We start from the raw sequence: 19443 nt of genomic DNA, 5'->3' as shown, positions 1-19443 counted from the left end.
GGGAGCTTTCGCCCACAGTGATCGAAAGGGGGATGGGGCAGCGGTACGCACCGGGCGTTTCGCGCCTCGAATGAAAATGTCTACTGATCACCCACCCGCGGAACCCGCCGACTGCACCGGTTGCTCCGGAGGCCCGAACCTGCCCCGCAATGTCCGACTCGCCACGGGCGAGTTCGTGTGGCAACAGGAGGACATCCGCATTGCCGGGCGCGGCCAGGACTTCGTCTGGACCCGCACGTACCGATCCCGCCCGGAGTCGCCCGACCGGTACTGGGACCACACCTACGCATTGCGAGCCGAGGCCACCCGGGGCGGCATCCGGCTGTGGACCGGCACCGGCGGCGCCGACCTCTACCGACCAGATGAACACGGGATCTACACCGCACGTGGAGTTTTCGCCGAGGGCCGGATCGGCCGGGCCGACCAGTTCCGGCTGCGGTTCTCGGGCGGCGGAGCGTGGGAGTTCCGGCCGCTCGACGGCAGGCCGGCGGCCGGATGCATCGAACGCATCGTCGACCGCAACGGCAACGCACTGCGCTTCGGGTACGACAAGACCGGCCTGCTGGAAGTCGTCACCGACACCCTGGGCCGCAACACCGTTTTCAGCCATGACCGGGCCGGTCACCTGACCACGCTGACCGACTTCACGGGCCGTCGAGTGTCGTACCGCTACACCGCCGACGGCGACCTCGCCTCGGTGACCTACCCGGCCGTCACGGGAACACCGACGGGCAACGACTTCCCCGCCGGGGCAACGATTCACTACACCTACTCGGCATCTCACCGGCTGGCCGGCATCACCGACCGGGGCGGCGAGCCGCTCCTCGACGTCGGGTACGCCGAGTCGTTCGACCACGAACGGGTCAGCTCACTGCGCTGGGCGGGTTCAGACCGTCCGGTGCGGATCGGCTACCAGACGACCGACGAGGCCGCCGTCCTCGCGAGTGTCACCGACGCCGACGGACATGTTCGCGAGCTGCTGTTCGACAAGCTCGACGCGTGCATCGCGGTCCGCCAGTACCCCGAGCCTGCCGCGGCGGGAAAACCGTCCTGCTACGAGACCCGGTACGACTACGACAATCCCGACGGCCTGCTGACCCGGATCGTGCGCGCGGACGGCAGTACTGTGGTCAAGGAGTTCGAAATCTCGCGTAGGGCTGACGCCGGGCCGATCGAACGCGGCAATCTGCGTTCGATCCGTTATCTCCCAGGCGATTCCGGCGGTGACCAGACGGAGCTGGTGCGCACCTACGACTATCTCACCGGCTTCGGCTGCACCTGCGGGCAGGCCTTCGTCACGCGTGAGACGGACCCACGTGGCGCTGTGAGCTCGACCGAGTACGACGAGCGGGGCAATCCGGTACTGATCGTCGATCGCGACGGAACCCGAACCGAGTTGACCTACAACGACTTCGGTGACGTCATAGCGCAGCAACAGGCCGGCCGCCGGGACACCTTCTCATATTCCCGCAGCCATGGGCAGCTGTCCACCGAGACACTCGACGCCGACGGATTGGCCCTGCGGACCACCTATCAACACGACGCCCTGGGCCGCCTGATGGTGCTCAAAGATCCGTCCGGAGACGAACATCGGCATACCTGGAACGCCTGGGATCTGATGGTGCGCCGCACTCTTCCCGACGGGTCCACCGAAGACACGCGCTACGACGCGAACCTGAACCCGGTCGCCCGCGTGGTCACCGAGGCCGGTCGAGAGCGCGTGCAGACCCGAACGTACGACCGGCTCGGCAGGTTGCTGACGGTTTCGCGACCGGCCGGGGACGGGCACGACGTCGTGGTGTCGCATCAATACGACGCCGGCGGAAATCGTGTCGCGACCCGGCGCGGTGGCGAACGCGTCGTGCGCCTCGAGTTCGACGCGCTCGGCCGGGCGGTACGGCAGACCTGGGGATCTCAGCGCGAGGTGACCTACGAGCACGACGCGGTCGGACGAGTGGTCGGCGTGACGCGCGGTGCGGGTGACGAAGCGAGCACGATCCGCACGGCCTACGACGGCTACGGCCGCGTGGTCGGGATCACGGCGCCCAACGGGACGACCGTGAGCTTCACGCGCGACGCGAACGGAAATGTGCTGTGCCAGAGGATCTCAGGCACGAAGATCGATCAGACCTTCGATGCGGCCGACCGGCTCACCCGACGGGTCACGACCAGGGCGAACGGGGAAACCGCGGTCGAGAGTTCGGAATTCGACTCCCGCTCGCGGTTGGTTCGCCACACCGATCCCGCCGGGCGGGAATGGCGCACCCGGTACGACGCGCTGGACCGGCCTGTCGAGGAGAACGACGGCACCGGCTGGATCACCACCTACACCTACGACGCCAACTCCAACGTCGCCGATAAGGTGAGTGCACACCGCGCGACCGGCCGGCGCCTGCACACGCGCTACACGCGCGACGTCCGCGGCCGGATCCTGGAAACGGTTGCTCCGCAAGGGTTGTCCCACACGTTCGGCTACGGCGCGTACGACCGCCCCGCGATCATCGGGCTGCCCGGCGAACGGCAGGTCGGGCTGGCATACGACGGCCTGGGCCGGCCGACGCGGGTCGAGTGGTCGGACCGCGGTGACACGCCCATCGCGCACATCGGCCAGGCCTGGAACGACGGCTCCCGCGTGGTGTCCCGGACTGACCCGGACGGCAACACCACCCGTTACGTGCGCGACGCCGCGGACAACATCGTCGAGATCGAGCATCCCGACGCGACCACCGAGCGCTTCTCCTTCGACGGCAGAGGAAACTGCGTCGGCTGGACCGACGCCAACGGCACGCGGGTGGTCAACACGTACGACGCGATGGACCGCCTCGTGCGGCGCGACATCACGCCGGGCGCCGGGGTCGCCGACGACACCACGTCAGAGACCTACGCCTATGACGAACTGGGCCGGTTGATCCGGGCGGCCAACAACCGGCACGCCGTCGAATGGCGTCATGACGGCCTGTCGGTCCAACAGGTGCAGGACGGCCACACGGTCACGGCCACCCAGGACGCGGCCGGGCGACGCACGTCGGTCACCTATCCGTCGGGCTATCGGCTCGAATTCAGCTATGGTACTTCACAATTGAGCCAGATCCGCGACCGGCGCGGAAGCGCGATCGACGTGGATCCGGGTGGCGTCATCCGATTCGCCCGGACCGCGGTGACCACCACGGCCACGTGGGATCCCGCCGGGCTGCCCGACCGGCTTGTCACCGCGACGCCGACGGCGGTCCTCGACGAGCGGCACTACCGCTGGGACGCGGCGGGCCGCCTGACCGGCGTCGAGACCACCGACGCGCAGGGCACGCGCACGGTGACCTATGGCCTCGACGCGATGGGCCGGTTACGGTCGTCGGCGCGCAGCGACGGCTCATTGCGCGAATACGAACTCGATCCCGCAGGCAATCGGACCGCGATCCGCGTCGACGGCGAGGAGCAGCGCTACACGACGGCCTGCAACCGCTACGTGTCGACGCCGGCGGACCGGCGGGGTTACGACGCCAACGGCAACCTGGTCACGATCGCCACCGCCGACGGTCACACCACGTCGATGCGTTACGACTACCGCAACCGGATGGTCGAGTATCGCGACGACGCCACCGGCACGCTGGCGACGTATGGCTACGACTGCCTGGGCCGTCGGCTCGTGAAGACCGTCAACGACGGGCCCGCGGTCCGCTACGTCTTCGACGGCGACGACATCGTCGAGTACCGGGACGCTGCGGGCACGCACAGCCTGGTGCGGCACGACTCGTCGGTCTACGGCGTGGTCAGCGGCTCGGTCGAGCGGTGGTTCGTCTCGGATGTGCTGGGCAGCGTGGTCGCCGAGTTCGACGGCTCGGGTGTGCTGCGCGGCCACGAGTACGGGGACTTCGGCGAAACGGCCCAGAAGGACACCCTGCCAGTGTCATTCGCGGGCTACGGCTACGACACCGAGTCTGGCCTGTACTACGTGCGCAACCGCTACCTCGAGCCGGCGACCGGCCGGTTCACCACCGCGGACCCGACCGGGGCGTGGGAGGACGGGCGCAGCAGAGGCAACGCGTACACGTATGCCGGCAACAACCCGACCATGTTCGTCGACCCAACGGGCCTGTCGTCGGTGAATCGCTATCACACCTGTGGCGGCCCCTGGCCGGGCCCGAGAACGGTCAAGGTGCAGTACGAGGATTGCTCGAAGGGGCGCCGCGACCTCATGGGCATGCGCGTCTGCCGCGCGTTCCGGGCGTCGGGGCAGGCCAGCGACAAGGTGTTCATGCTGTGGGCCTGCGACTACACCGGGACCACGCTGCCCGGCATCGGGACCACCCGCAATCAGGTCAAGTTCTGGTTCGGCGGGCCGGACAACTCGACGAGTCTGGGCTCCAAGGAGGAGATCTGGACCACGCTGGAGGACGTGTTCGACGCCATCACCTCCGATGACTTCGACATCGACTGCGAAGGCAGCGACGGGCACTGCACCGAGGCCGCCGCCTACGTCGTCGGCCCGTGGGGCGATGACATCAACCTGTGCGACAGCTACTTCAACAGCGGATGGTCGGTGAACGCGCAGACGGGGGTGCTCGTCCACGAGTTGACCCACGCGTACAACGACACCGCCGACCACTTCTACTACCTCAACGGCATGAGCAATCAGCCGTACAACTCGTGGATCGAAACCCCGACGTTGCGGGAGAACGCGGACAACTACCGGATGTTCACACAGAACTTCTTCATGCCCTGAGCCAAAGTGCCGGCTCACCGAAATTCGAGCGCGCAAGGTGGCACGATCCAAGGTATGGAGAAGATCTCGCTTACCGCGGTCGCGCGTCAGCAGTTGGCCTCAGCCCGGTCGGCCAGCAGCGGGCGCAGTGCACACACCGTCTACGGCGGCCACGAACATTCTCTTCGCCAGACGTTGATCGCCCTCACCGCGGGCAATGATCTCGACGAGCACGAGAGCCCCGGTGAAGCCACGCTCCAGGTGATCGAGGGCCGAGTGAAGCTCGCGAACTCCGAGGCCAGTTGGGAAGGTTCACCGGGGGACCACATCGTGATCCCGCGCAGCAGGCACAGCCTGCACGCGCTGGAGGACTCCGTGGTGCTGTTGACCGTCGTGAAGACGGTGGGCCCGCACGCCTAGGTGCGGTGGGTCAGCACGTTGACCACGTTGCCGGCCTGATCGGCGAAGAAGAACCGCCGCACCCCCCATTCCTCGTCGCTGAGAGGATGCACGATCTCCAGCCCGGCCTCGACCGCGGCCGCATACGCGGCGTCGACATCGTCGACCTCGATCGAGACCGACGGATTCACCGGTGCCGTCGCGTCCTTCGTCATCAGGCTGACCTGGTGACGAAGCTCCGCATCGGCCAGGGTGACGATCCAGCCGTGGTTCATCACTTCCGTCAGGCCCAGCGTCTCGGCGTATGCCTCGGCCACAGACAAGTCGGACACCGTGAGGACCGGCATCACGCGCTGCACCGTCATATCGCCGGCCCCAGCAGATCGTCGGCGTCCTTGATGATGTAGCCGTAGCCCTGCTCGGCCAGGAACCGCTGCCGGTGCGCCGCGTACTCGGCGTCCAGCGAATCGCGCGACACCACCGAGTAGAACACCGCGCCGCCGCCGTCGTGCTTGGGCCGCAGCAGCCGGCCCAGCCGCTGCGCTTCCTCCTGGCGGGATCCGAAGGTTCCCGAAACCTGAACGGCCACAGACGCTTCCGGCAGGTCGATGGAGAAGTTGGCGACCTTGCTGACCACCAGCGTGGAGATCTCGCCGCGCCGGAACGCGTCGAACAGCGCTTCGCGCTCGGCGTTCTTGGTCGACCCCTGGATCACCGGGGCGTCGAGTTCCTGCCCGAGCTCCTCCAACTGGTCCAGGTAGGCGCCGATGACCAGGGTCTGTTCGCCGGGGTGGCGCTCCAGGATCGAGCGCACCACAGCGATCTTGGTGTGCACCGTCGAGCACAGCTTGTAGCGTTCGTCGGGCTCGGCCGTGGCATAGATCATGCGCTCGTTGTCGGTCATGGTCACCCGGACCTCGACGCACTCGGCGGGCGCGATCCAGCCCTGGGCCTCGATGTCCTTCCACGGAGCGTCGTAGCGCTTGGGCCCGATCAACGAGAACACATCGCCCTCACGGCCGTCCTCGCGGATCAACGTCGCGGTCAGGCCGAGCCTGCGCCGCGACTGCAGGTCGGCGGTCATCCGGAACACCGGCGCGGGCAGCAGGTGCACCTCGTCGTAGATGATCAAGCCCCAGTCGCGGCTGTCGAACAGCTCCAGGTGCTTGTACTCGCCCTTGGTGCGGCGCGTGATCACCTGATACGTCGCAATGGTGACGGGACGGATCTCCTTCTTCTCGCCCGAGTACTCGCCGATCTCGTTCTCGGTCAGCGAGGTGCGCGCCACCAGCTCGCGCTTCCACTGCCGGCCCGCGACGGTGTTGGTGACCAGGATCAGCGTCGTCGCCCCGGCCTTGGCCATCGCGGCCGCCCCCACCAGCGTCTTGCCCGCGCCACACGGCAGCACCACCACACCCGAGCCGCCGGCCCAGAACGAGTCCGCGGCCATCTCCTGGTAGTCGCGCAGCGCCCAGCCGTTCTGGTCCAGTTCGATCGGATGCGCCTCGCCGTCGACATAGCCGGCCAGATCCTCGGCAGGCCAGCCGATCTTGAGCAGCATCTGCTTGACCCGCCCACGCTCGCTGCCGTGCACGATCACGGTGTCGTCGTCTATCCGCGCCCCCAGCATCGGGGCGATCTTCTTGTTGCGCAGCACCTCCTCGAGCACCGCACGGTCGAAGCTGACCAGGGTCAAACCGTGGGCGGGGTGCTTGATCAGCTGTAGCCGCCCGTAGCGCGCCATGGTGTCGACGATGTCGACCAGCAGCGGCTGCGGCACGGGATAGCGCGAGAAGCTCACCAGCGCGTCGACCACCTGCTCGGCGTCGTGACCGGCGGCGCGCGCGTTCCACAACGCCAGGGGTGTGATGCGGTAGGTGTGAACGTGTTCGGGCGCGCGCTCCAACTCGGCGAACGGCGCGATGGCGGCGCGCGCCGCCCCGGCCTGCTCGTGGTCGATTTCGAGCAGGACCGTCTTGTCGGACTGGACGATCAGAGGGCCGTCAGTCATCCCGGGCTCCTCGCAGGCAAGTCATCCCGTCCATTATTCCGAATCGGTGTGGCCGGCCGCTGGCAGCACTGCTCACCGAAACTGAAGTGAGGGACAAAGTCCGTGGTCATCGTGTCCCTGAGGGCAGTCTCGGTGCGCGCTAATCGCTGTCGGCGGACACGACCGACGTGACGCGGTGGATCGCGAATTCCCGCACGCGCCCGGACGCCGGGTCGTAGGCCGTGAGCTGACCGCCGCGGACGTTGATGGGAGCCACCACGCGCTGTGTCGCGACGCCGGCGGGATCCACGTAGCCGATCACCACCGAGGTCTGCTCGAGGGCCGCCTCCTGCAGCTGTGTGATGGCCATCGCCGGATCCAGCCGGACATTCGCGAACGGGCCCGCCGCGACCTTGCGCAGCACCGCCACGATCGCGCCGAGCGTCTGCTCGGTGGGCGGCGTGGCGGGCCGGTACACGCGGCGCCGGGTCGGCGCCGTGACGCGGGCGCCGCGGGCCCGGATGTCGACGATGGTGCCGGTCGAATCTTCGGCGGCAGGCGCGAGGCCCGCCTCCCGCAGCGCCGCCAGCACGTCGCCGATCGGGGCCTGCGACACTGCGACGGTCGGCGCCAGCAGGCGCAGGTCGAGCCGCTCGGCGGCAGGGGAGCCGACGGCCTGCGCGAGCAGCGCCGGATCCTCACACCGCACGAACGACGACGCCATGCCGACCCGCAGCTGCCCGTGGCGGCGTGCGACGTCGTCGATGAGATACGTGAGGCCTTGCGGTACCGGGGTTTTGGAGTGTTTCTCGAAGAACGCGTGCAGCTGGCTCGCGGTGCTTCCGGTGTCGAGCGCGCGCCGGATCGACGCCTCGCTGATGCGGTACACCATCGCCGCGCCCGCGGATTCCACCGTGGCGACCTCGGCCAACTGCTCGGCCAGCTCACGTTCCAGTGGTCCGGGCACGATCACGGTGAGGTCGGCCTGCAGCAGGAAATGGTCGAGCGGCTTGGGCAGCGCCTTCGACATCGCCGTCACCACGGCCTCGTCGGGTTCGCCGGCCAGCAGGGCCCGTCCCGGTGTGCTGATCGCGCCGCGGCCCACCATGCCGAGCGTGTGGGCCTCGGCCAGCAGGTCGGCGACCGTGCCGGGCTGCAGCCGCGCCGACCACCGCGGCCGGCGCCAGATCATCGCCCGGGACGCATCCGCGGCGTCCACGCCGGATCCCGTCGGCAACTCGGCGAGCACCGTGAGCAGCAGCCGGCGGTCCAGCGGTGCCGCCGTCGAGTAGAGCGAATCCGAGAGCGCGGCAAAGGGTTTGCCGTCCGGCCCGCGGCTGCCGATCAGCGCCGGCCGAGCCGGCAGCTCCAGCCAGGTCGACGCCAGCAGGTACCAGCGGGCGGCTGTGGCGGATTCGACGAACCGGTCGGCCGCGACCGTGGGCGCCCAGTACGGCCCGGTGCCCTCGCCCGGATCGGGGTCGGGCATGCCCGCCGCGATCAGGCCGGCGCCCGCGGCCAGCTCCAGGAGCAATCCGAGCCGGGGCTCGTCGATGCCGGTGGTCTTGGCCAGCCGTTTCACGTCGCGCACCCCGAGACCGCCGTTGCGCAACTCGGGAACCGGTGTGCCGCCGAGGGTTTCGATGACGAGTTCGACCTCGCGCAGCAGGTCGATGGCCGCGCCCGCGGCCACCGCGTCGACGTCGGCGGGCGTCGTGGTGGTGAGGTTCAGTTCGGGCGGTGTCAGCTCGACCGGCCCGGGCACCTCGCCCCGCATCGCCTGGCCGACCACGCGCGGCAGGATGACGGTCTCGTTGTCGAGCTGACGCAGCAGCCCGGCCTCCAGCAGCCGGCGCACGGGCCGGTCGGGCGGGGTGTCGGGTGCGGCATCGCGCGTGCGGCCCACCGGTGATCCGTCGAGCAGCCGCGCCAGCAGATCGCCCTGCGCCTGATCGAGTCCTTCGAGCAGCGAGGCGATCTCGTCGGCGCTGTGGTTGGTCGCCTCGACCACGGCTTGGCCGGGAAACCACGGCAGGCCCGCGGCGGCCTCCGGCACGACCCGCACCGCGCTGTCACCCCACACCAGGGCCCGCTCGCGCAGGTCGTCGAGCGCCGCGAGCACGGGCGTCTCGTCCACCCGGTCGCCGAGCAGGGTCGTCACCTCGGTCACCGGAACCTCGCCGGTGTCGGCGTGCAGCACCAGCAGGGCGTCCAGCACCGCCAGGTGCAGGAAGTCCAGGCTGTCGGTGGCGGCCTTGACCGACTGCCGCGACGTGGCCCGGGCGGCCAGCGCGGCGATGGTGCCCGGCGGCGGCTGGCTCAGGTCCGGCCGCAACTGGAGCAGACGGATCAGCGCGTCGTCGTCCAGGTCGGCCAGCCAAGCGCCCAACGGCACGCCGGATGAGGTGGCGGTCATATGCTGACCAGCGTAAAGCAGCCCGCCGGTCTCGCCACCGCGCAACCGGCCTGCCACAATGTGGGGCGTGGCTGACAACAACAAGAAGCACTACGTCGACAACGGCTGGCCGGTCCTGAGCGACGGCGACGATCACGCCGTCAGCGAGCTCGCGACCGACCGCACCGGTGCCCTGTCTCCGTTCGGAGACCTGACGTTCCCGCTGCCGGCCGACGAGCTGCCCTACATCCAGCCGGTCACCGTCGTCAACCGGTAACGGTGGGACTGTCGCATCTCGACGAGTCCGGGGCGGCGCACATGGTCGACGTCACCGCCAAAGACGTCACCAAACGCACCGCCGTCGCTGAAGGCACCCTGCTGACCCGTCCGGACGTGGTCGCGCTGATCGCGTCCGGTGGGCTGCCCAAGGGCGACGCCCTTGCGACCGCGCGGGTCGCCGGCATCCTGGCGGCCAAGCGGACTCCCGACCTGATTCCGCTGTGCCACCAGTTGGCCCTCACCGGTGTCGACGTGGACTTCGACGTGCGCGACGCCGCGGTGGGCATCACCGCGACCGTGCGCAGCACCGACCGCACAGGCGTCGAGATGGAAGCGTTGACCGCCGTCAGCGTCGCGGCGCTGACGCTCTACGACATGATCAAGGCCGTTGACCCCGCCGCGCGCATCGATCAGATCCAGGTCGTGCGCAAGGAAGGCGGTAAAACGGGGTTGTGGGAAAGACCAACGGAGTGACTCATTCGGCCCGGGTTGTGATCGCGTCCACCCGGGCCGCCGCAGGTATCTACGACGACCGCACCGGCCCTCTCATCGTCGGCTGGCTCGCCGACCGCGGCTATGACGTCACCGAACAGGTGGTCGTGCCCGACGGCAATGCCGTCGCGTCGGCGCTGCGCTCTGCGTTGGCCGAACACGTCGACCTGATCATCACCTCGGGCGGCACCGGCATCTCACCGACCGACCGCACGCCGGAGGCCACGATGTCGGTGCTCGATTACCAGATTCCCGGACTGGCGGACGCCATCCGGCGGTCGGGCGGCCACAAGGTACCGACCTCGGTGCTGTCGCGCGGTGTGTGCGGCGTCGCCGGACGCACCCTTGTGGTCAATCTGCCGGGCTCGACCGGCGGCGTGAAAGATGGACTCGGCGTGCTCGACCATGTGCTGGAGCACGCGTTGGATCAGCTGAGCGGCAAGGACCACAACCGATGAGCGCTGTCGTCGTGCGGGTGGAACTCACCCTGGAAACCATCGAACTGACCGAGTACGAGGCGCTGGTGGCCCACGAGGCCGCCGGAGCGGTCGTGGGGTTCGCCGGGGTGGTCCGTGACCACGACGGCGGGCGCTCCGTCACCAGGCTCGAGTACTCGGCGCATCCCACGGCACAGCAGACCCTCGAAGAGGTCGCCGCAGAGATCGCCGCGACGAGCGAGGGTGTGCGGGCGATCGCGGTCAGTCACCGCATCGGCACCCTGCACATAGGAGACGCCGCCCTGGTGGCCGCCGTATCGGCGGACCATCGCAGGGCGGCGTTCGAAACCTGTGCCCGTCTCATCGACACCGTCAAGGACCGGTTACCGGTGTGGAAACACCAGCACTTCGCCGACGGCACCGATGAGTGGGTCAACTCCGCCTAGAACGACGGAGCCGAGGATCAGCCCTGTGCGAGCACAGCCTGCAGGTCGACGTTGCCGTCGAGGCCGTGGTTCTCGATGGCCTGCTGGATCTGGTCCACGTAGCTGACGGGCGCTGCCTGCGGAGCCGGGGCGGCGTCATGGGCAGCCCATTGATCTGCCGGTGCGGGAGCCGGGCCCTGATCCCAGTTCTCGGGGGCAGGAGGCGCGTCGGGAGCCGGGGCCTCGGGAGCAGGCGGCGGAGCGTCCAGCAGCGGCGCGGCAAGAGCGTCGAACGGGGCGGCCTCCGGCGGAGGCGGCGGGGCGAACGGATCCGGCGGCGGCAGCTCGCCGTTGACGGCGGGAGCGTCGAGCGGCTGCGGCTCTTCGACGACGTTGCGCGGGGTGGCGCCCGACAGGCCGCGACCACAGACCGGCCATGCGCCCTTGCCCTGGCTGGCGAGCACGCGCTCGGCGACCGCGATCTGCTGTTCCTTGGTGGCCATGTAGGCGGCCGGTGCGTACTCGCCGCCACCGTGGGACGACCACGTGCTGGGGGAGAACTGCAGGCCACCGTGGTAGCCGTTGCCGGTGTTGATGGCCCAGTTGCCGCCCGATTCGCAGCGGGCGACGGTGTCCCATTCGCCGTCTGTCGCGGCCGTCGCCTGGCTGGCCAAAGCGAGGCCGCTGCCCGCGAGCGCAGCGCCGGTCACGGCGATCTTGGCGACATTCTTGGCTGATGAAGACGTGGTGGGCTTGCGATGCCGTCCACTCATAAGCGTGAAGATCCTCTCGTATGCGCCCACGAGGTCAGCTGTCGGGTTCGGGCTGGAGAGGTAGCCCGGCCGTCGACGTCGAAACGAAGACGGCTTCACCCCAAGGGGCCGCAAGCGGCTCCTGGTCCTTATTACTTCGGTGGACCGGTGGGTCCCCCGCCTCCATCCGTGTTGTTCGTCGTTAACCACCGCCCGATGGATGGAGCTCGGCGCTATCGGGGGAGGCAGGTCAGCCGATGAGGGTCAGTTGACTTGGGAATGAACGGTAACGGGTCGCCGCGGTCACGTCATCTTTTCGATGTTTAGGAATTTTCGTGTCGGGCAAAACTTAAAAGAGCATTAAAGGTGCAGGTTGCTGATGCGTTTCCGCAGGTCGGACGCGCGGTCCACCGCGCCGTAGCCAGCTTGTGACCATTTCGTTATGTGACACAAATCACCTTAACCGCCAGCGAACGGTGGTAACACATCGACGGTCTGAGGCGTTGCAATCACCTTCGACACGTCGCGTACCGCGATCCCGTCGCACAGAAACGAGCAGCGTAGAAGCACTCGAGCCAACGCCGCGTTGCCCCTGCCGAGTTGCTCGACGAGCTCGGCGACCGTCGTTCCCGAACTGAGATCTAACGTTTCGGTCTCGACGCCCGCAGCGGCAGCCGCCGCGGCGAAATAGCGGACGGTCACCTGGACCGTCGTCTGCGCTGTCATCGTCACCCGCCTATCGCGCTCATGGGCCGCGTCGGCTGCACGAAGTTCGGGTCGTTGATGCCGTGGCCGGCCGGCTTGGCCCACATCGCGGCCCGCCACGCGGCTTCGATCGCGTCGTCGCTCCCGCCGCCGCGCAGCAGCCCCCGCAGGTCCGTCTCTTCGGTCGAGAACAGGCAGCTGCGGATCTGACCGTCGGCGGTCAGGCGCGTGCGGTCGCAGTCCGAGCAGAACGCGTGTGACACCGACGCGATGATGCCGACGGTTCCCGCGGCATGCGTCGGGCCCGCGGCCACCTGCCACAGCTCGGCGGGCGCCGAGCCGCGTGGCTTGCTGTCCGGCCGCAGTTCGAAGTGGCTCTGCAGGGTCTGCAGGATGCGGTCGGCGTCGATGACGTCGCCGCGGCGCCAGCTGTGGCCTGCGTCCAGGGGCATCTGCTCGATGAACCGCAGCTGGTATCCGTGTTCGAGGCAGTAGCGCAGCAGGCCGACGGCGTCGTCGAGCCCGGACACCGGGTCGAGCACCGCGTTGACCTTCACGGGAGCCAGCCCGGCGTCCTTGGCCGCCGCGAGGCCGTCGAGCACGTCGGTCAGCCGGTCGCGGCGCGTGATGCGCGCGAAGTGCGCGGCGTCGACACTGTCCAGGGACACGTTGATGCGGTCCAGCCCAGCCTCTTTCAGGCCGGCCGCGCGGCGCGCCAGGCCGATGCCGTTGGTGGTCAGCGTGATCTCGGGGCGCGGCGTCAGCGCGGCGGCCGCGGCCACCACCTCCTCAAGGTGACGTGTCACCAGCGGCTCACCGCCCGTGAACCGGACGCTCCTGATGCCGAGCCGCGTCACGGCGATGCGCAGCAGCCGCGCCAGCTCGTCGGCGCTCAGCAGCGCCTCACCCGGCAGCCAGTTCAGGCCCTCTGCGGGCATGCAGTACGTGCAGCGCAGATTGCACTTGTCGGTCAGCGACACCCGAAGGTCGGTGGCCGCCCGGCCGTAGGTGTCGATCAGGGGGCCGTCGGCCGGAGCCGGGGTTGCGGGCCGGCTCACCGTGGGCAGCCCGAGTGCGGTGACCGTCATACGGCCGCTCGCTGCGGATTCAAGGCGTCCACCGGAACGATCTCCTTGCCCAGCGGCACCAGCGACACCGGGATCATCTTGAGGTTGGCCAGCGCCAGCGGGATCCCGATGATCGTGACGGCCATGGCGAAGGCGCTCACCACGTGACCGATGGCCAGCCAGATCCCGAACAGGATCACCCAGATGATGTTGCCCACCAGGGCGCCGGGCCGGGTGCCCGGCTTGTCGACGATCGTGCGGCCGAACGGCCACAGCGCATACGACGCGATGCGCAGCGACGCGAACCCGAACGGGATGGTGATGATCAGGACGAAGCAGATCAATGCGGCCAGCAGGTAACCCAGCGCCAACCACAGGCCGCCGAAGATCAACCAGATGATATTGAGTACCAGGCGCATCTCTCCTCCAGCGGAACTTCAAGCCTACCGAGTAATGGGGATGAACGATGTGGCGAGGGCCGAGTAGGATCTGCACATCGCGTCCCGGCGCATGCGGGGCGCTTCCTTTGTGTAAGAGCTAGATGACGAGCGGGTGAGCACCAGTGCCGACCGGCAGGGTTAAGTGGTACGACGCCGAAAAGGGCTTCGGCTTTTTGTCGCAGGAAGAGGGCGAGGACGTCTATGTCCGGTCCTCGGCGTTGCCGTCGGGTGTCGAGGGGCTCAAGGCCGGTCAGCGCGTCGAGTTCGGGGTGGCCGCAGGCCGCCGCGGCCCGCAGGCGTTGAGCCTCAAGCTGATCGATCCGCCGCCGAGCCTGGCCAAGTCCCGGCGTGAGGCCGAGCGTCCCGAGCACAAGCACACGCCCGACGAATTGCACGGCATGGTCTCGGACATGATCACGCTGCTGGAGGACACTGTGCAGCCCGAGCTGCGCAAGGGGCGCTACCCCGACCGCAAGGTCGCGCGCCGCGTGTCCGAGGTGGTCAAGGCCGTCGCGCGGGAGCTCGACGCCTAGTTCGTGGTGTTCCGACCCGCGAGTTCACCTTCGGCGGGGACACTGGGGCCATGGCTCAGGGCACCTATGTGGCCGCCGGCAGCGGCGAATTCAAGCGTGACACCAACTACATCACGACCCGCATCACGCGCGACGGCCGTGACGGTTATCCCGTGGAGCCGGGGCGCTACCGGCTGATCGTCGCGCGCGCGTGCCCGTGGGCCAACCGCACCATCATCGTGCGGCGCCTGCTCGGCCTGGAAGATGCGCTGTCCATTGGATTTTGCGGCCCCACGCACGACGCGCGCAGCTGGACGTTCGACCTCGACCCCGACGGGCTCGATCCGGTGCTGCGCATACCGCGCCTGCAGGACGCTTACTTCAAACGCGACCCGGACTACCCCAAGGGCATCACGGTGCCCGCGCTCGTCGAGATCGCCACGGGTGCGGTGGTGACCAACGATTTCGCGCAGATGACACTCGACTTCTCCACCGAATGGACCGAGTATCACCGCGAGGGAGCGCCGCAGCTCTACCCGGAGCCGTTGCGCGACGAGATCGACAGCGTCGCCAAGCGCATCTACACCGAGGTCAACAACGGCGTGTACCGGTGCGGGTTCGCCGGGTCACAGGAGGCCTACGACGCCGCCTACGACCGGCTGTTCACGGCACTCGACTGGCTGTCCGAGCGGTTGGCGACACAGCGATTCCTGGTCGGCGACACCATCACCGAGGCCGACGTCCGGCTGTTCACCACGCTGGCCCGGTTCGACCCCGTCTATCACGGGCACTTCAAGTGCAACCGCGCCAAGCTCAGCGAGATGCCGGTGCTGTGGGCGTACGCGCGGGATCTCTTCCAGACACCCGGATTCGGCGACACCATCGACTTCGTCCAGATCAAGCAGCACTACTACATCGTGCATTCGGACATCAACCCGACCCAGATCGTGCCGAAGGGCCCCGACCTGGCCGACTGGTTGAGTCCACACGGGCGGGAAGCCTTGGGCGGCAGACCTTTCGGCGACGGCACCCCACCGGGGCCGACGCGAGAGGGCGAGCGGGTGCTCCCCGGGCACTCGGCTTAGGACCAGACCGTGCTGATCGACCACTCGGCGTGCGGCAGCTCGAACACCTCGCCGTTCTGATCCTGCACGAGCGTGAGCAACTGCACCGCGAGGCCTGTCAGCCGTCCGCGTTGCGGTTCGACGGTCGGGATGGTCACGGCGAGCGTCGTGTTGGGCGCGAACATCGACACCGTCGTGTCGATCGGGTTCTCGTACACCCGCAGCAGCCGCCAGGGCGCCCGGCCGATCGCGGTGGGCACCGACAGCTGGATCGGGTTGTCCTCGGTGACCGGCAGCTCGCCGGCCACGCCCGACTCCTGGCAGTTGTCGAGGTCGAGCACCGGGCAGTACCGGAACGGGCCCACCCGGGTCAGATGACCGTGCGAGAAGGCGCTGATCTGGGGCAGCTCCTCACCGTGTGACCGGCTCAGCCGCCACACCCCGAACGCGGTGCCCGCGATCGCCAGCACGGCGACTGCCGCGAGGATCGCCAGCGCGCGTTTCACTGCGCCGCCAGCGGGGCGCTGCCGCCCTCACGTGCGGCCAGCACGGGGCGGTTACCGCCGAGGCCGGGGATCAGGGATTCGCCGCGATAGCTCACGATGGTCTGCGCAAGGCCGAGTATCAGCACGGCCGTGATCGTAGTGAACCCGACCGTGAGGTCGGTGTAGATCAGCACGCCCGTGGCGCCGCCGGCCACCCAGGCCAGCTGCAACACCGATTCCGACCGGCCGAATGCCGAGGCCCGCGACGCCTCTGGCAGATCGTCCTGCAGCGAGGCGTCCAGCGAGGCCTTGGCGATCGCACTGGCCGCCGACGTCACCAGCGTGGCGCCGGCCGCGACGAACAGGTTGCCGGTCAGCGCGGTGGCCAGCGCGACCGCGGTGACCGCGACGGCCAGGCGCACCACCATCTGCGCGGGATGTCCGAGTTTGAGCCGGGCGGCGGTGACGTTGCCGGCGAAGTTGCCGATGCCCGCGGCCGCACCGATCAGGCCGAGGATCAGCAGCTGTTCCCAGCCGGTGGCGTCGTGCGATTTGGCGACGAACGCGGGGTAGAGGAACAGGAAGCCGACCATCACCTTGATCGTGCAGTTGCCCCACAGCGCGGTGATGGTGTTGCGGCCCATGGGCTGACGCTCGGCCTTGGGTTTGTCGGGATGGCGGCGCAGTTCACCGGGGCCGCCGTCCGAATAGCCGTGGTAGCTCAGGGTCGTCGGCACCTCACCCTCGGTGACCTCGACCCACTTGGGGATCCGCATGGACAGGACCGCGCCCGCGGTGGAGACCGCGACGACGACGTACAGCGCACCGGGCAGATGCACCATGTTGAGCAGGTACTCGGCGCCCGCCGCGATGCCGCCGCCCACCACGGTCCCGCCGAGCAGGCCGAACGTGGTCAGCCGCGAATTGACCCGGACCAGGTCGATGGACGGCGGGAGCACGCGCGGCGTCACGGCGCTGCGCAGCACCGAGAACGATTTCGAGAGCACCATCATGCCGAGCGCACACGGGTAGAGCACCCACGACGGGAAGTTGCCCGTTGCGCTGTCGTAGTTGGCGATGAGCACCACGATCAGCACGGTGCGCAGCGCGAACGACGCCGCGAGCGCGACGCGGCGGCCGTGCTGCAGCCGGTCCAGCGCGGGGCCGATCAGCGGTGCGATCACCGCGAACGGCGCGATGGTGATCAACAGGTACAGCGCGACCTTGCTCTTCGACTCGCCGCTGGCCGCGGCGAAGAACAACGTGTTGGCCAGTGCCACGGCCATGGCCGCGTCGACCGCGAAGTTGGCGACCACAGGCCACGTCAGCGCGGTCAGGCCGGATTTGTCGGCGCCGTCGGCGGTGGCCGCCCGGTGCACGAATCCGTACATCCGCGAGCCCATTTCACGGCTGCGCTGCGCCGCGGCGCGCGTGACCGTGACCCGCTCACCGGCCCCCGAGCCGACACCGCGGGACGCGCCGGACGGTCGTTCGGAACCGAACCCGGTCGCCTGTTGCTCATCGAGCGGCGGAAGCCAGCGATTCGAACTCGGGCCCGCCTGCCTGCGCGGCTTGCGGTACGTCTCGTCGCTGGGGTAGTTCGCCATTCCGGGGTGTTCCGCGCCACGATCGGCCGGCGGCCGCGGCGGGTAGTAGGTCACCGCCCAATTCTCTCTTATCGGGGCGCGCGGAGCGCATAGGCGACCGGTGTGGTCTTCGGTTGCGCCGGTCAGGCACTATGGACGGTGATGGAAAGTGTGACCGAATCTGCTGAGCAGGCCGCTGACGCACCCGATGCGACCGGCCTGACACCCGGCGTGCCGCCCGAACCGCACGGTCTGGAGTCGGTGTTGTTGGGTGCCGTGGAACAGGCCCGCGAGGCGTTGGCCGAGTTCAGCGGCGAGGCCACGGTCGGTGAATACCTCGGCGCCAGCTTCGAGGATCCCAGCTCGGCCACCCATCGGTTCCTGGCCAACCTGCCCGGTTACCGCGGCTGGCAGTGGGCCGTCGTGGTCGCGGCCTATCCGGGCGCCGAGCGCGCCACCATCAGTGAGCTGGTCCTGGTGCCGGGGCCCACGGCGCTGCTCGCGCCGGGCTGGGTGCCGTGGCAGGACCGGGTCCGGCCGGGGGATCTCGGGCCGGGCGATCTGCTGGCCCCGCCTCCGGATGACCCGCGGTTGGTGCCGGGCTACCAGGCCACCGGGGATCCGCTGATCGACGACACCGCGGTGGAGCTCGGGTTGGGCCGCAGGCAGGTGCTCAGCCAGTGGGGCCGGTACGACGCCGCGCAGCGCTGGCACGACGGCGAGTTCGGTCCTGGCTCGGCGATGGCCCGCGCGACCCGCAGGGTGTGCCGCGACTGCGGCTTCTACCTTCCGCTCGGCGGGGCACTCGGCCTGATGTTCGGCGTGTGCGCCAACGAGTTGTCGGCCGACGGCCGCGTCGTCGACGCCGAATACGGCTGTGGCGCGCATTCGGACACCCCGCAGCCACCGGGGACGGGCTCACCCATGTACGAGCCCTACGACGACGGCGTCCTCGACCTCGCCGATTAGCGTTCGGCCGCGGCCTTGATGCGGGCCAGTGACGCGTTCATCCCCTCGACGAGTTCGTCCTCGAAGCTCGGCACGCCGCCGAAGAACGTGTTGACGAGCGCGTTGGACACGGCCGTCACGCCGTTCTCGGCGTGCCTGCTCTCGGTCACGCGGGTGCCGGTTTCGGTGGGCTCGAGCTCATAGCTCCAGATGGTGTTGTTGGCGTCGACCCGGAACGCGAGCTTCTGCTGGGGGATCACCTCGACGATCCGTGACGTCGTCGGCCAGAACATGAACTTGCGCCGGTTGAGGTTGATGGTGCGGGCACCCGCGCGCAGCGGGCCCACAGTCTTCATCAGGCGGCACTGCGGGCTCCACTCCGGCATGCGGCGGAGGTCGGAGATCAGTCCCCAGACTTTCGAAACCGGGGCGTCGATGTCGATCTGTGCTTGTAGCAGCGGTGCGGCCATGGTGCCTCCTCAGGTCAATCCGCTTTGGGCGCCGCGGGATCCGCGGCGCACGGCGTGACGTTGCCACAGGAATATCGATGTGCCAAGCACTCCCACGCCCAAGCCCGCGACCGCGTACGGCCTGAAGCTGTGCAGGTCCGCGACCGTGAATGTCAGGACGGTGGCGACGAGCCACCCCGCGGCGATCACCAGGATCACGGGCCACGGCTCGAGCAGGGCAGCGGGCAGCGGGGGCGGCTGGGGAGTTTCGGGTTCACCGGTCATCGTTGATCAACGTAGTCGATGACGGCGCCGGGAA

General features: G+C 68.8%; 20 protein-coding genes and 1 riboswitch. Of the genes, 9 read left to right on the top strand and 11 right to left on the bottom strand.

Features of this window, described 5'->3' with window-relative positions; genetic code table 11:
• Nucleotides 1-76 precede the first annotated feature (76 nt).
• Together G6N67_RS05655 and G6N67_RS05650 are read left to right on the top strand one after the other, a co-directional pair.
• Nucleotides 77-4720 carry an RHS repeat-associated core domain-containing protein gene (locus G6N67_RS05655; protein ID WP_163642120.1) on the top strand — a complete coding sequence of 1548 codons (4644 nt, stop codon included), beginning with the start codon at nt 77-79 and terminating at the stop codon, nt 4718-4720.
• A 54-nt stretch (nt 4721-4774) separates the two neighbouring features.
• Nucleotides 4775-5119: a cupin domain-containing protein gene (locus G6N67_RS05650; protein WP_036433652.1), complete on the top strand. Its 345-nt coding sequence runs from the start codon at nt 4775-4777 to the stop codon at nt 5117-5119.
• Here G6N67_RS05650 and G6N67_RS05645 read toward each other — a convergent pair.
• From G6N67_RS05645 to G6N67_RS05635, 3 genes are all read right to left on the bottom strand, one after another.
• On the bottom strand, nt 5116-5463 hold the full coding sequence (locus tag G6N67_RS05645) for a VOC family protein (protein WP_036433653.1): 348 nt from the start codon (nt 5461-5463) through the stop codon (nt 5116-5118). The two genes, G6N67_RS05650 and G6N67_RS05645, sit on opposite strands and share 4 nt — an antisense overlap.
• The gene (locus tag G6N67_RS05640) at nt 5460-7109 is read right to left on the bottom strand and encodes a DNA repair helicase XPB (protein WP_036433654.1); all 1650 of its coding nucleotides are present in this window, start codon (nt 7107-7109) and stop codon (nt 5460-5462) included. The genes G6N67_RS05645 and G6N67_RS05640 overlap by 4 nt, the downstream gene beginning before the upstream one ends.
• A gap of 139 nt (nt 7110-7248) precedes the next feature.
• Nucleotides 7249-9504 (bottom strand): helicase-associated domain-containing protein, encoded by a 2256-nt coding sequence (locus tag G6N67_RS05635; RefSeq protein WP_036435779.1) that lies wholly within the window; start codon nt 9502-9504, stop codon nt 7249-7251.
• Nucleotides 9505-9562: 58 nt separating this feature from the next.
• Here G6N67_RS05635 and G6N67_RS05630 point away from each other — a divergent pair, with 58 nt between their 5' ends.
• From G6N67_RS05630 to G6N67_RS05615, 4 genes are read left to right on the top strand one after another with little or no spacing between them, the layout of a single operon-like run.
• Nucleotides 9563-9760 carry a hypothetical protein gene (locus G6N67_RS05630; RefSeq protein WP_036433655.1) on the top strand — a complete coding sequence of 66 codons (198 nt, stop codon included), beginning with the start codon at nt 9563-9565 and terminating at the stop codon, nt 9758-9760.
• Between the two features lie 2 nt (nt 9761-9762).
• The gene (moaC, locus tag G6N67_RS05625; protein WP_036433656.1) at nt 9763-10236 is read left to right on the top strand and encodes a cyclic pyranopterin monophosphate synthase MoaC; all 474 of its coding nucleotides are present in this window, start codon (nt 9763-9765) and stop codon (nt 10234-10236) included.
• A complete protein-coding gene (locus G6N67_RS05620; RefSeq protein ID WP_036433657.1) occupies nt 10233-10712 on the top strand; it encodes a MogA/MoaB family molybdenum cofactor biosynthesis protein in 480 nt (159 codons plus the stop codon). Before moaC ends, G6N67_RS05620 begins: the two co-directional genes overlap by 4 nt.
• Nucleotides 10709-11137, top strand: a complete 429-nt coding sequence (locus G6N67_RS05615; RefSeq protein WP_036433658.1) for a molybdenum cofactor biosynthesis protein MoaE — start codon at nt 10709-10711, stop codon at nt 11135-11137. Before G6N67_RS05620 ends, G6N67_RS05615 begins: the two co-directional genes overlap by 4 nt.
• Nucleotides 11138-11154: 17 nt before the next feature.
• Here G6N67_RS05615 and G6N67_RS05610 read toward each other — a convergent pair whose 3' ends face one another.
• The 4 genes from G6N67_RS05610 to G6N67_RS05595 all read right to left on the bottom strand — a co-directional run bounded on the left by G6N67_RS05610 (nt 11155) and on the right by G6N67_RS05595 (nt 14059).
• The gene (locus G6N67_RS05610; protein ID WP_036433659.1) at nt 11155-11889 is read right to left on the bottom strand and encodes a transglycosylase family protein; all 735 of its coding nucleotides are present in this window, start codon (nt 11887-11889) and stop codon (nt 11155-11157) included.
• Between the two features lie 8 nt (nt 11890-11897).
• Nucleotides 11898-12080, bottom strand: a riboswitch (cyclic di-AMP (ydaO/yuaA leader).
• A 247-nt stretch (nt 12081-12327) separates the two neighbouring features.
• Nucleotides 12328-12594 carry a MoaD/ThiS family protein gene (locus G6N67_RS05605; RefSeq protein WP_036433660.1) on the bottom strand — a complete coding sequence of 89 codons (267 nt, stop codon included), beginning with the start codon at nt 12592-12594 and terminating at the stop codon, nt 12328-12330.
• 2 nt (nt 12595-12596) lie between these two features.
• Nucleotides 12597-13661, bottom strand: a complete 1065-nt coding sequence (gene moaA / locus G6N67_RS05600; protein WP_036433661.1) for a GTP 3',8-cyclase MoaA — start codon at nt 13659-13661, stop codon at nt 12597-12599.
• The gene (locus tag G6N67_RS05595) at nt 13658-14059 is read right to left on the bottom strand and encodes a YccF domain-containing protein (RefSeq protein WP_036433662.1); all 402 of its coding nucleotides are present in this window, start codon (nt 14057-14059) and stop codon (nt 13658-13660) included. Before G6N67_RS05595 ends, moaA begins: the two co-directional genes overlap by 4 nt.
• 143 nt (nt 14060-14202) lie before the next feature.
• On the opposite strand from G6N67_RS05595, the gene G6N67_RS05590 reads away from it, so the two are divergent.
• Both G6N67_RS05590 and G6N67_RS05585 read left to right on the top strand, forming a co-directional pair.
• Nucleotides 14203-14613 (top strand): cold-shock protein, encoded by a 411-nt coding sequence (locus tag G6N67_RS05590; RefSeq protein WP_036433663.1) that lies wholly within the window; start codon nt 14203-14205, stop codon nt 14611-14613.
• 50 nt (nt 14614-14663) lie between these two features.
• Complete coding sequence (locus G6N67_RS05585) at nt 14664-15677, top strand: glutathione S-transferase family protein (protein WP_036433664.1); 1014 nt, start codon at nt 14664-14666, stop codon at nt 15675-15677.
• Here the strand turns inward: G6N67_RS05585 and G6N67_RS05580 are convergent.
• Together G6N67_RS05580 and G6N67_RS05575 are read right to left on the bottom strand one after the other, a co-directional pair.
• Nucleotides 15674-16162: a DUF2771 domain-containing protein gene (locus G6N67_RS05580; protein WP_036433665.1), complete on the bottom strand. Its 489-nt coding sequence runs from the start codon at nt 16160-16162 to the stop codon at nt 15674-15676. The two genes, G6N67_RS05585 and G6N67_RS05580, sit on opposite strands and share 4 nt — an antisense overlap.
• Nucleotides 16159-17874 (bottom strand): MFS transporter, encoded by a 1716-nt coding sequence (locus G6N67_RS05575; protein WP_163642501.1) that lies wholly within the window; start codon nt 17872-17874, stop codon nt 16159-16161. The genes G6N67_RS05580 and G6N67_RS05575 overlap by 4 nt, the downstream gene beginning before the upstream one ends.
• A 15-nt stretch (nt 17875-17889) precedes the next feature.
• On the opposite strand from G6N67_RS05575, the gene G6N67_RS05570 reads away from it, so the two are divergent.
• Nucleotides 17890-18696, top strand: a complete 807-nt coding sequence (locus G6N67_RS05570) for a DUF3027 domain-containing protein (protein ID WP_081812556.1) — start codon at nt 17890-17892, stop codon at nt 18694-18696.
• On the opposite strand, the gene G6N67_RS05565 is transcribed toward G6N67_RS05570, so the two are convergent.
• Together G6N67_RS05565 and G6N67_RS05560 are read right to left on the bottom strand one after the other, a co-directional pair.
• Nucleotides 18693-19145 carry an SRPBCC family protein gene (locus G6N67_RS05565; RefSeq protein WP_036433668.1) on the bottom strand — a complete coding sequence of 151 codons (453 nt, stop codon included), beginning with the start codon at nt 19143-19145 and terminating at the stop codon, nt 18693-18695. The genes G6N67_RS05570 and G6N67_RS05565 overlap by 4 nt on opposite strands.
• Before the next feature lie 9 nt (nt 19146-19154).
• Nucleotides 19155-19409: a DUF2530 domain-containing protein gene (locus tag G6N67_RS05560; RefSeq protein ID WP_036433669.1), complete on the bottom strand. Its 255-nt coding sequence runs from the start codon at nt 19407-19409 to the stop codon at nt 19155-19157.
• Between the last annotated feature and the right edge of the window lie 34 nt (nt 19410-19443).

The sequence above is a fragment of the Mycolicibacterium mageritense genome (assembly GCF_010727475.1).
Classification (GTDB): Bacteria; Actinomycetota; Actinomycetes; order Mycobacteriales; family Mycobacteriaceae; genus Mycobacterium; species Mycobacterium mageritense.
The sequence above is the reverse complement of the archived record's forward strand: the minus strand, read 5'-3'. Positions and strand labels throughout refer to the sequence as shown.

Excerpts from the sequence above, each read along its gene's own strand:
- G6N67_RS05610 (WP_036433659.1), bottom strand. The coding sequence starts at position 11,889 with ATGAGTGGACGGCATCGCAAGCCCACCACGTCTTCATCAGCCAAGAAT.
- G6N67_RS05635 (WP_036435779.1), bottom strand. The coding sequence starts at position 9,504 with ATGACCGCCACCTCATCCGGCGTGCCGTTGGGCGCTTGGCTGGCCGAC.
- G6N67_RS05650 (WP_036433652.1), top strand. The coding sequence starts at position 4,775 with ATGGAGAAGATCTCGCTTACCGCGGTCGCGCGTCAGCAGTTGGCCTCA.
- G6N67_RS05615 (WP_036433658.1), top strand. The coding sequence starts at position 10,709 with ATGAGCGCTGTCGTCGTGCGGGTGGAACTCACCCTGGAAACCATCGAA.
- G6N67_RS05560 (WP_036433669.1), bottom strand. The coding sequence starts at position 19,409 with ATGACCGGTGAACCCGAAACTCCCCAGCCGCCCCCGCTGCCCGCTGCC.
- G6N67_RS05645 (WP_036433653.1), bottom strand. The coding sequence starts at position 5,463 with ATGACGGTGCAGCGCGTGATGCCGGTCCTCACGGTGTCCGACTTGTCT.
- G6N67_RS05570 (WP_081812556.1), top strand. The coding sequence starts at position 17,890 with ATGGAAAGTGTGACCGAATCTGCTGAGCAGGCCGCTGACGCACCCGAT.
- G6N67_RS05630 (WP_036433655.1), top strand. The coding sequence starts at position 9,563 with ATGTGGGGCGTGGCTGACAACAACAAGAAGCACTACGTCGACAACGGC.
- G6N67_RS05640 (WP_036433654.1), bottom strand. The coding sequence starts at position 7,109 with ATGACTGACGGCCCTCTGATCGTCCAGTCCGACAAGACGGTCCTGCTC.
- moaA (WP_036433661.1), bottom strand. The coding sequence starts at position 13,661 with ATGACGGTCACCGCACTCGGGCTGCCCACGGTGAGCCGGCCCGCAACC.
- G6N67_RS05585 (WP_036433664.1), top strand. The coding sequence starts at position 14,664 with ATGGCTCAGGGCACCTATGTGGCCGCCGGCAGCGGCGAATTCAAGCGT.
- G6N67_RS05595 (WP_036433662.1), bottom strand. The coding sequence starts at position 14,059 with ATGCGCCTGGTACTCAATATCATCTGGTTGATCTTCGGCGGCCTGTGG.
- G6N67_RS05565 (WP_036433668.1), bottom strand. The coding sequence starts at position 19,145 with ATGGCCGCACCGCTGCTACAAGCACAGATCGACATCGACGCCCCGGTT.
- G6N67_RS05605 (WP_036433660.1), bottom strand. The coding sequence starts at position 12,594 with ATGACAGCGCAGACGACGGTCCAGGTGACCGTCCGCTATTTCGCCGCG.
- G6N67_RS05655 (WP_163642120.1), top strand. The coding sequence starts at position 77 with ATGTCTACTGATCACCCACCCGCGGAACCCGCCGACTGCACCGGTTGC.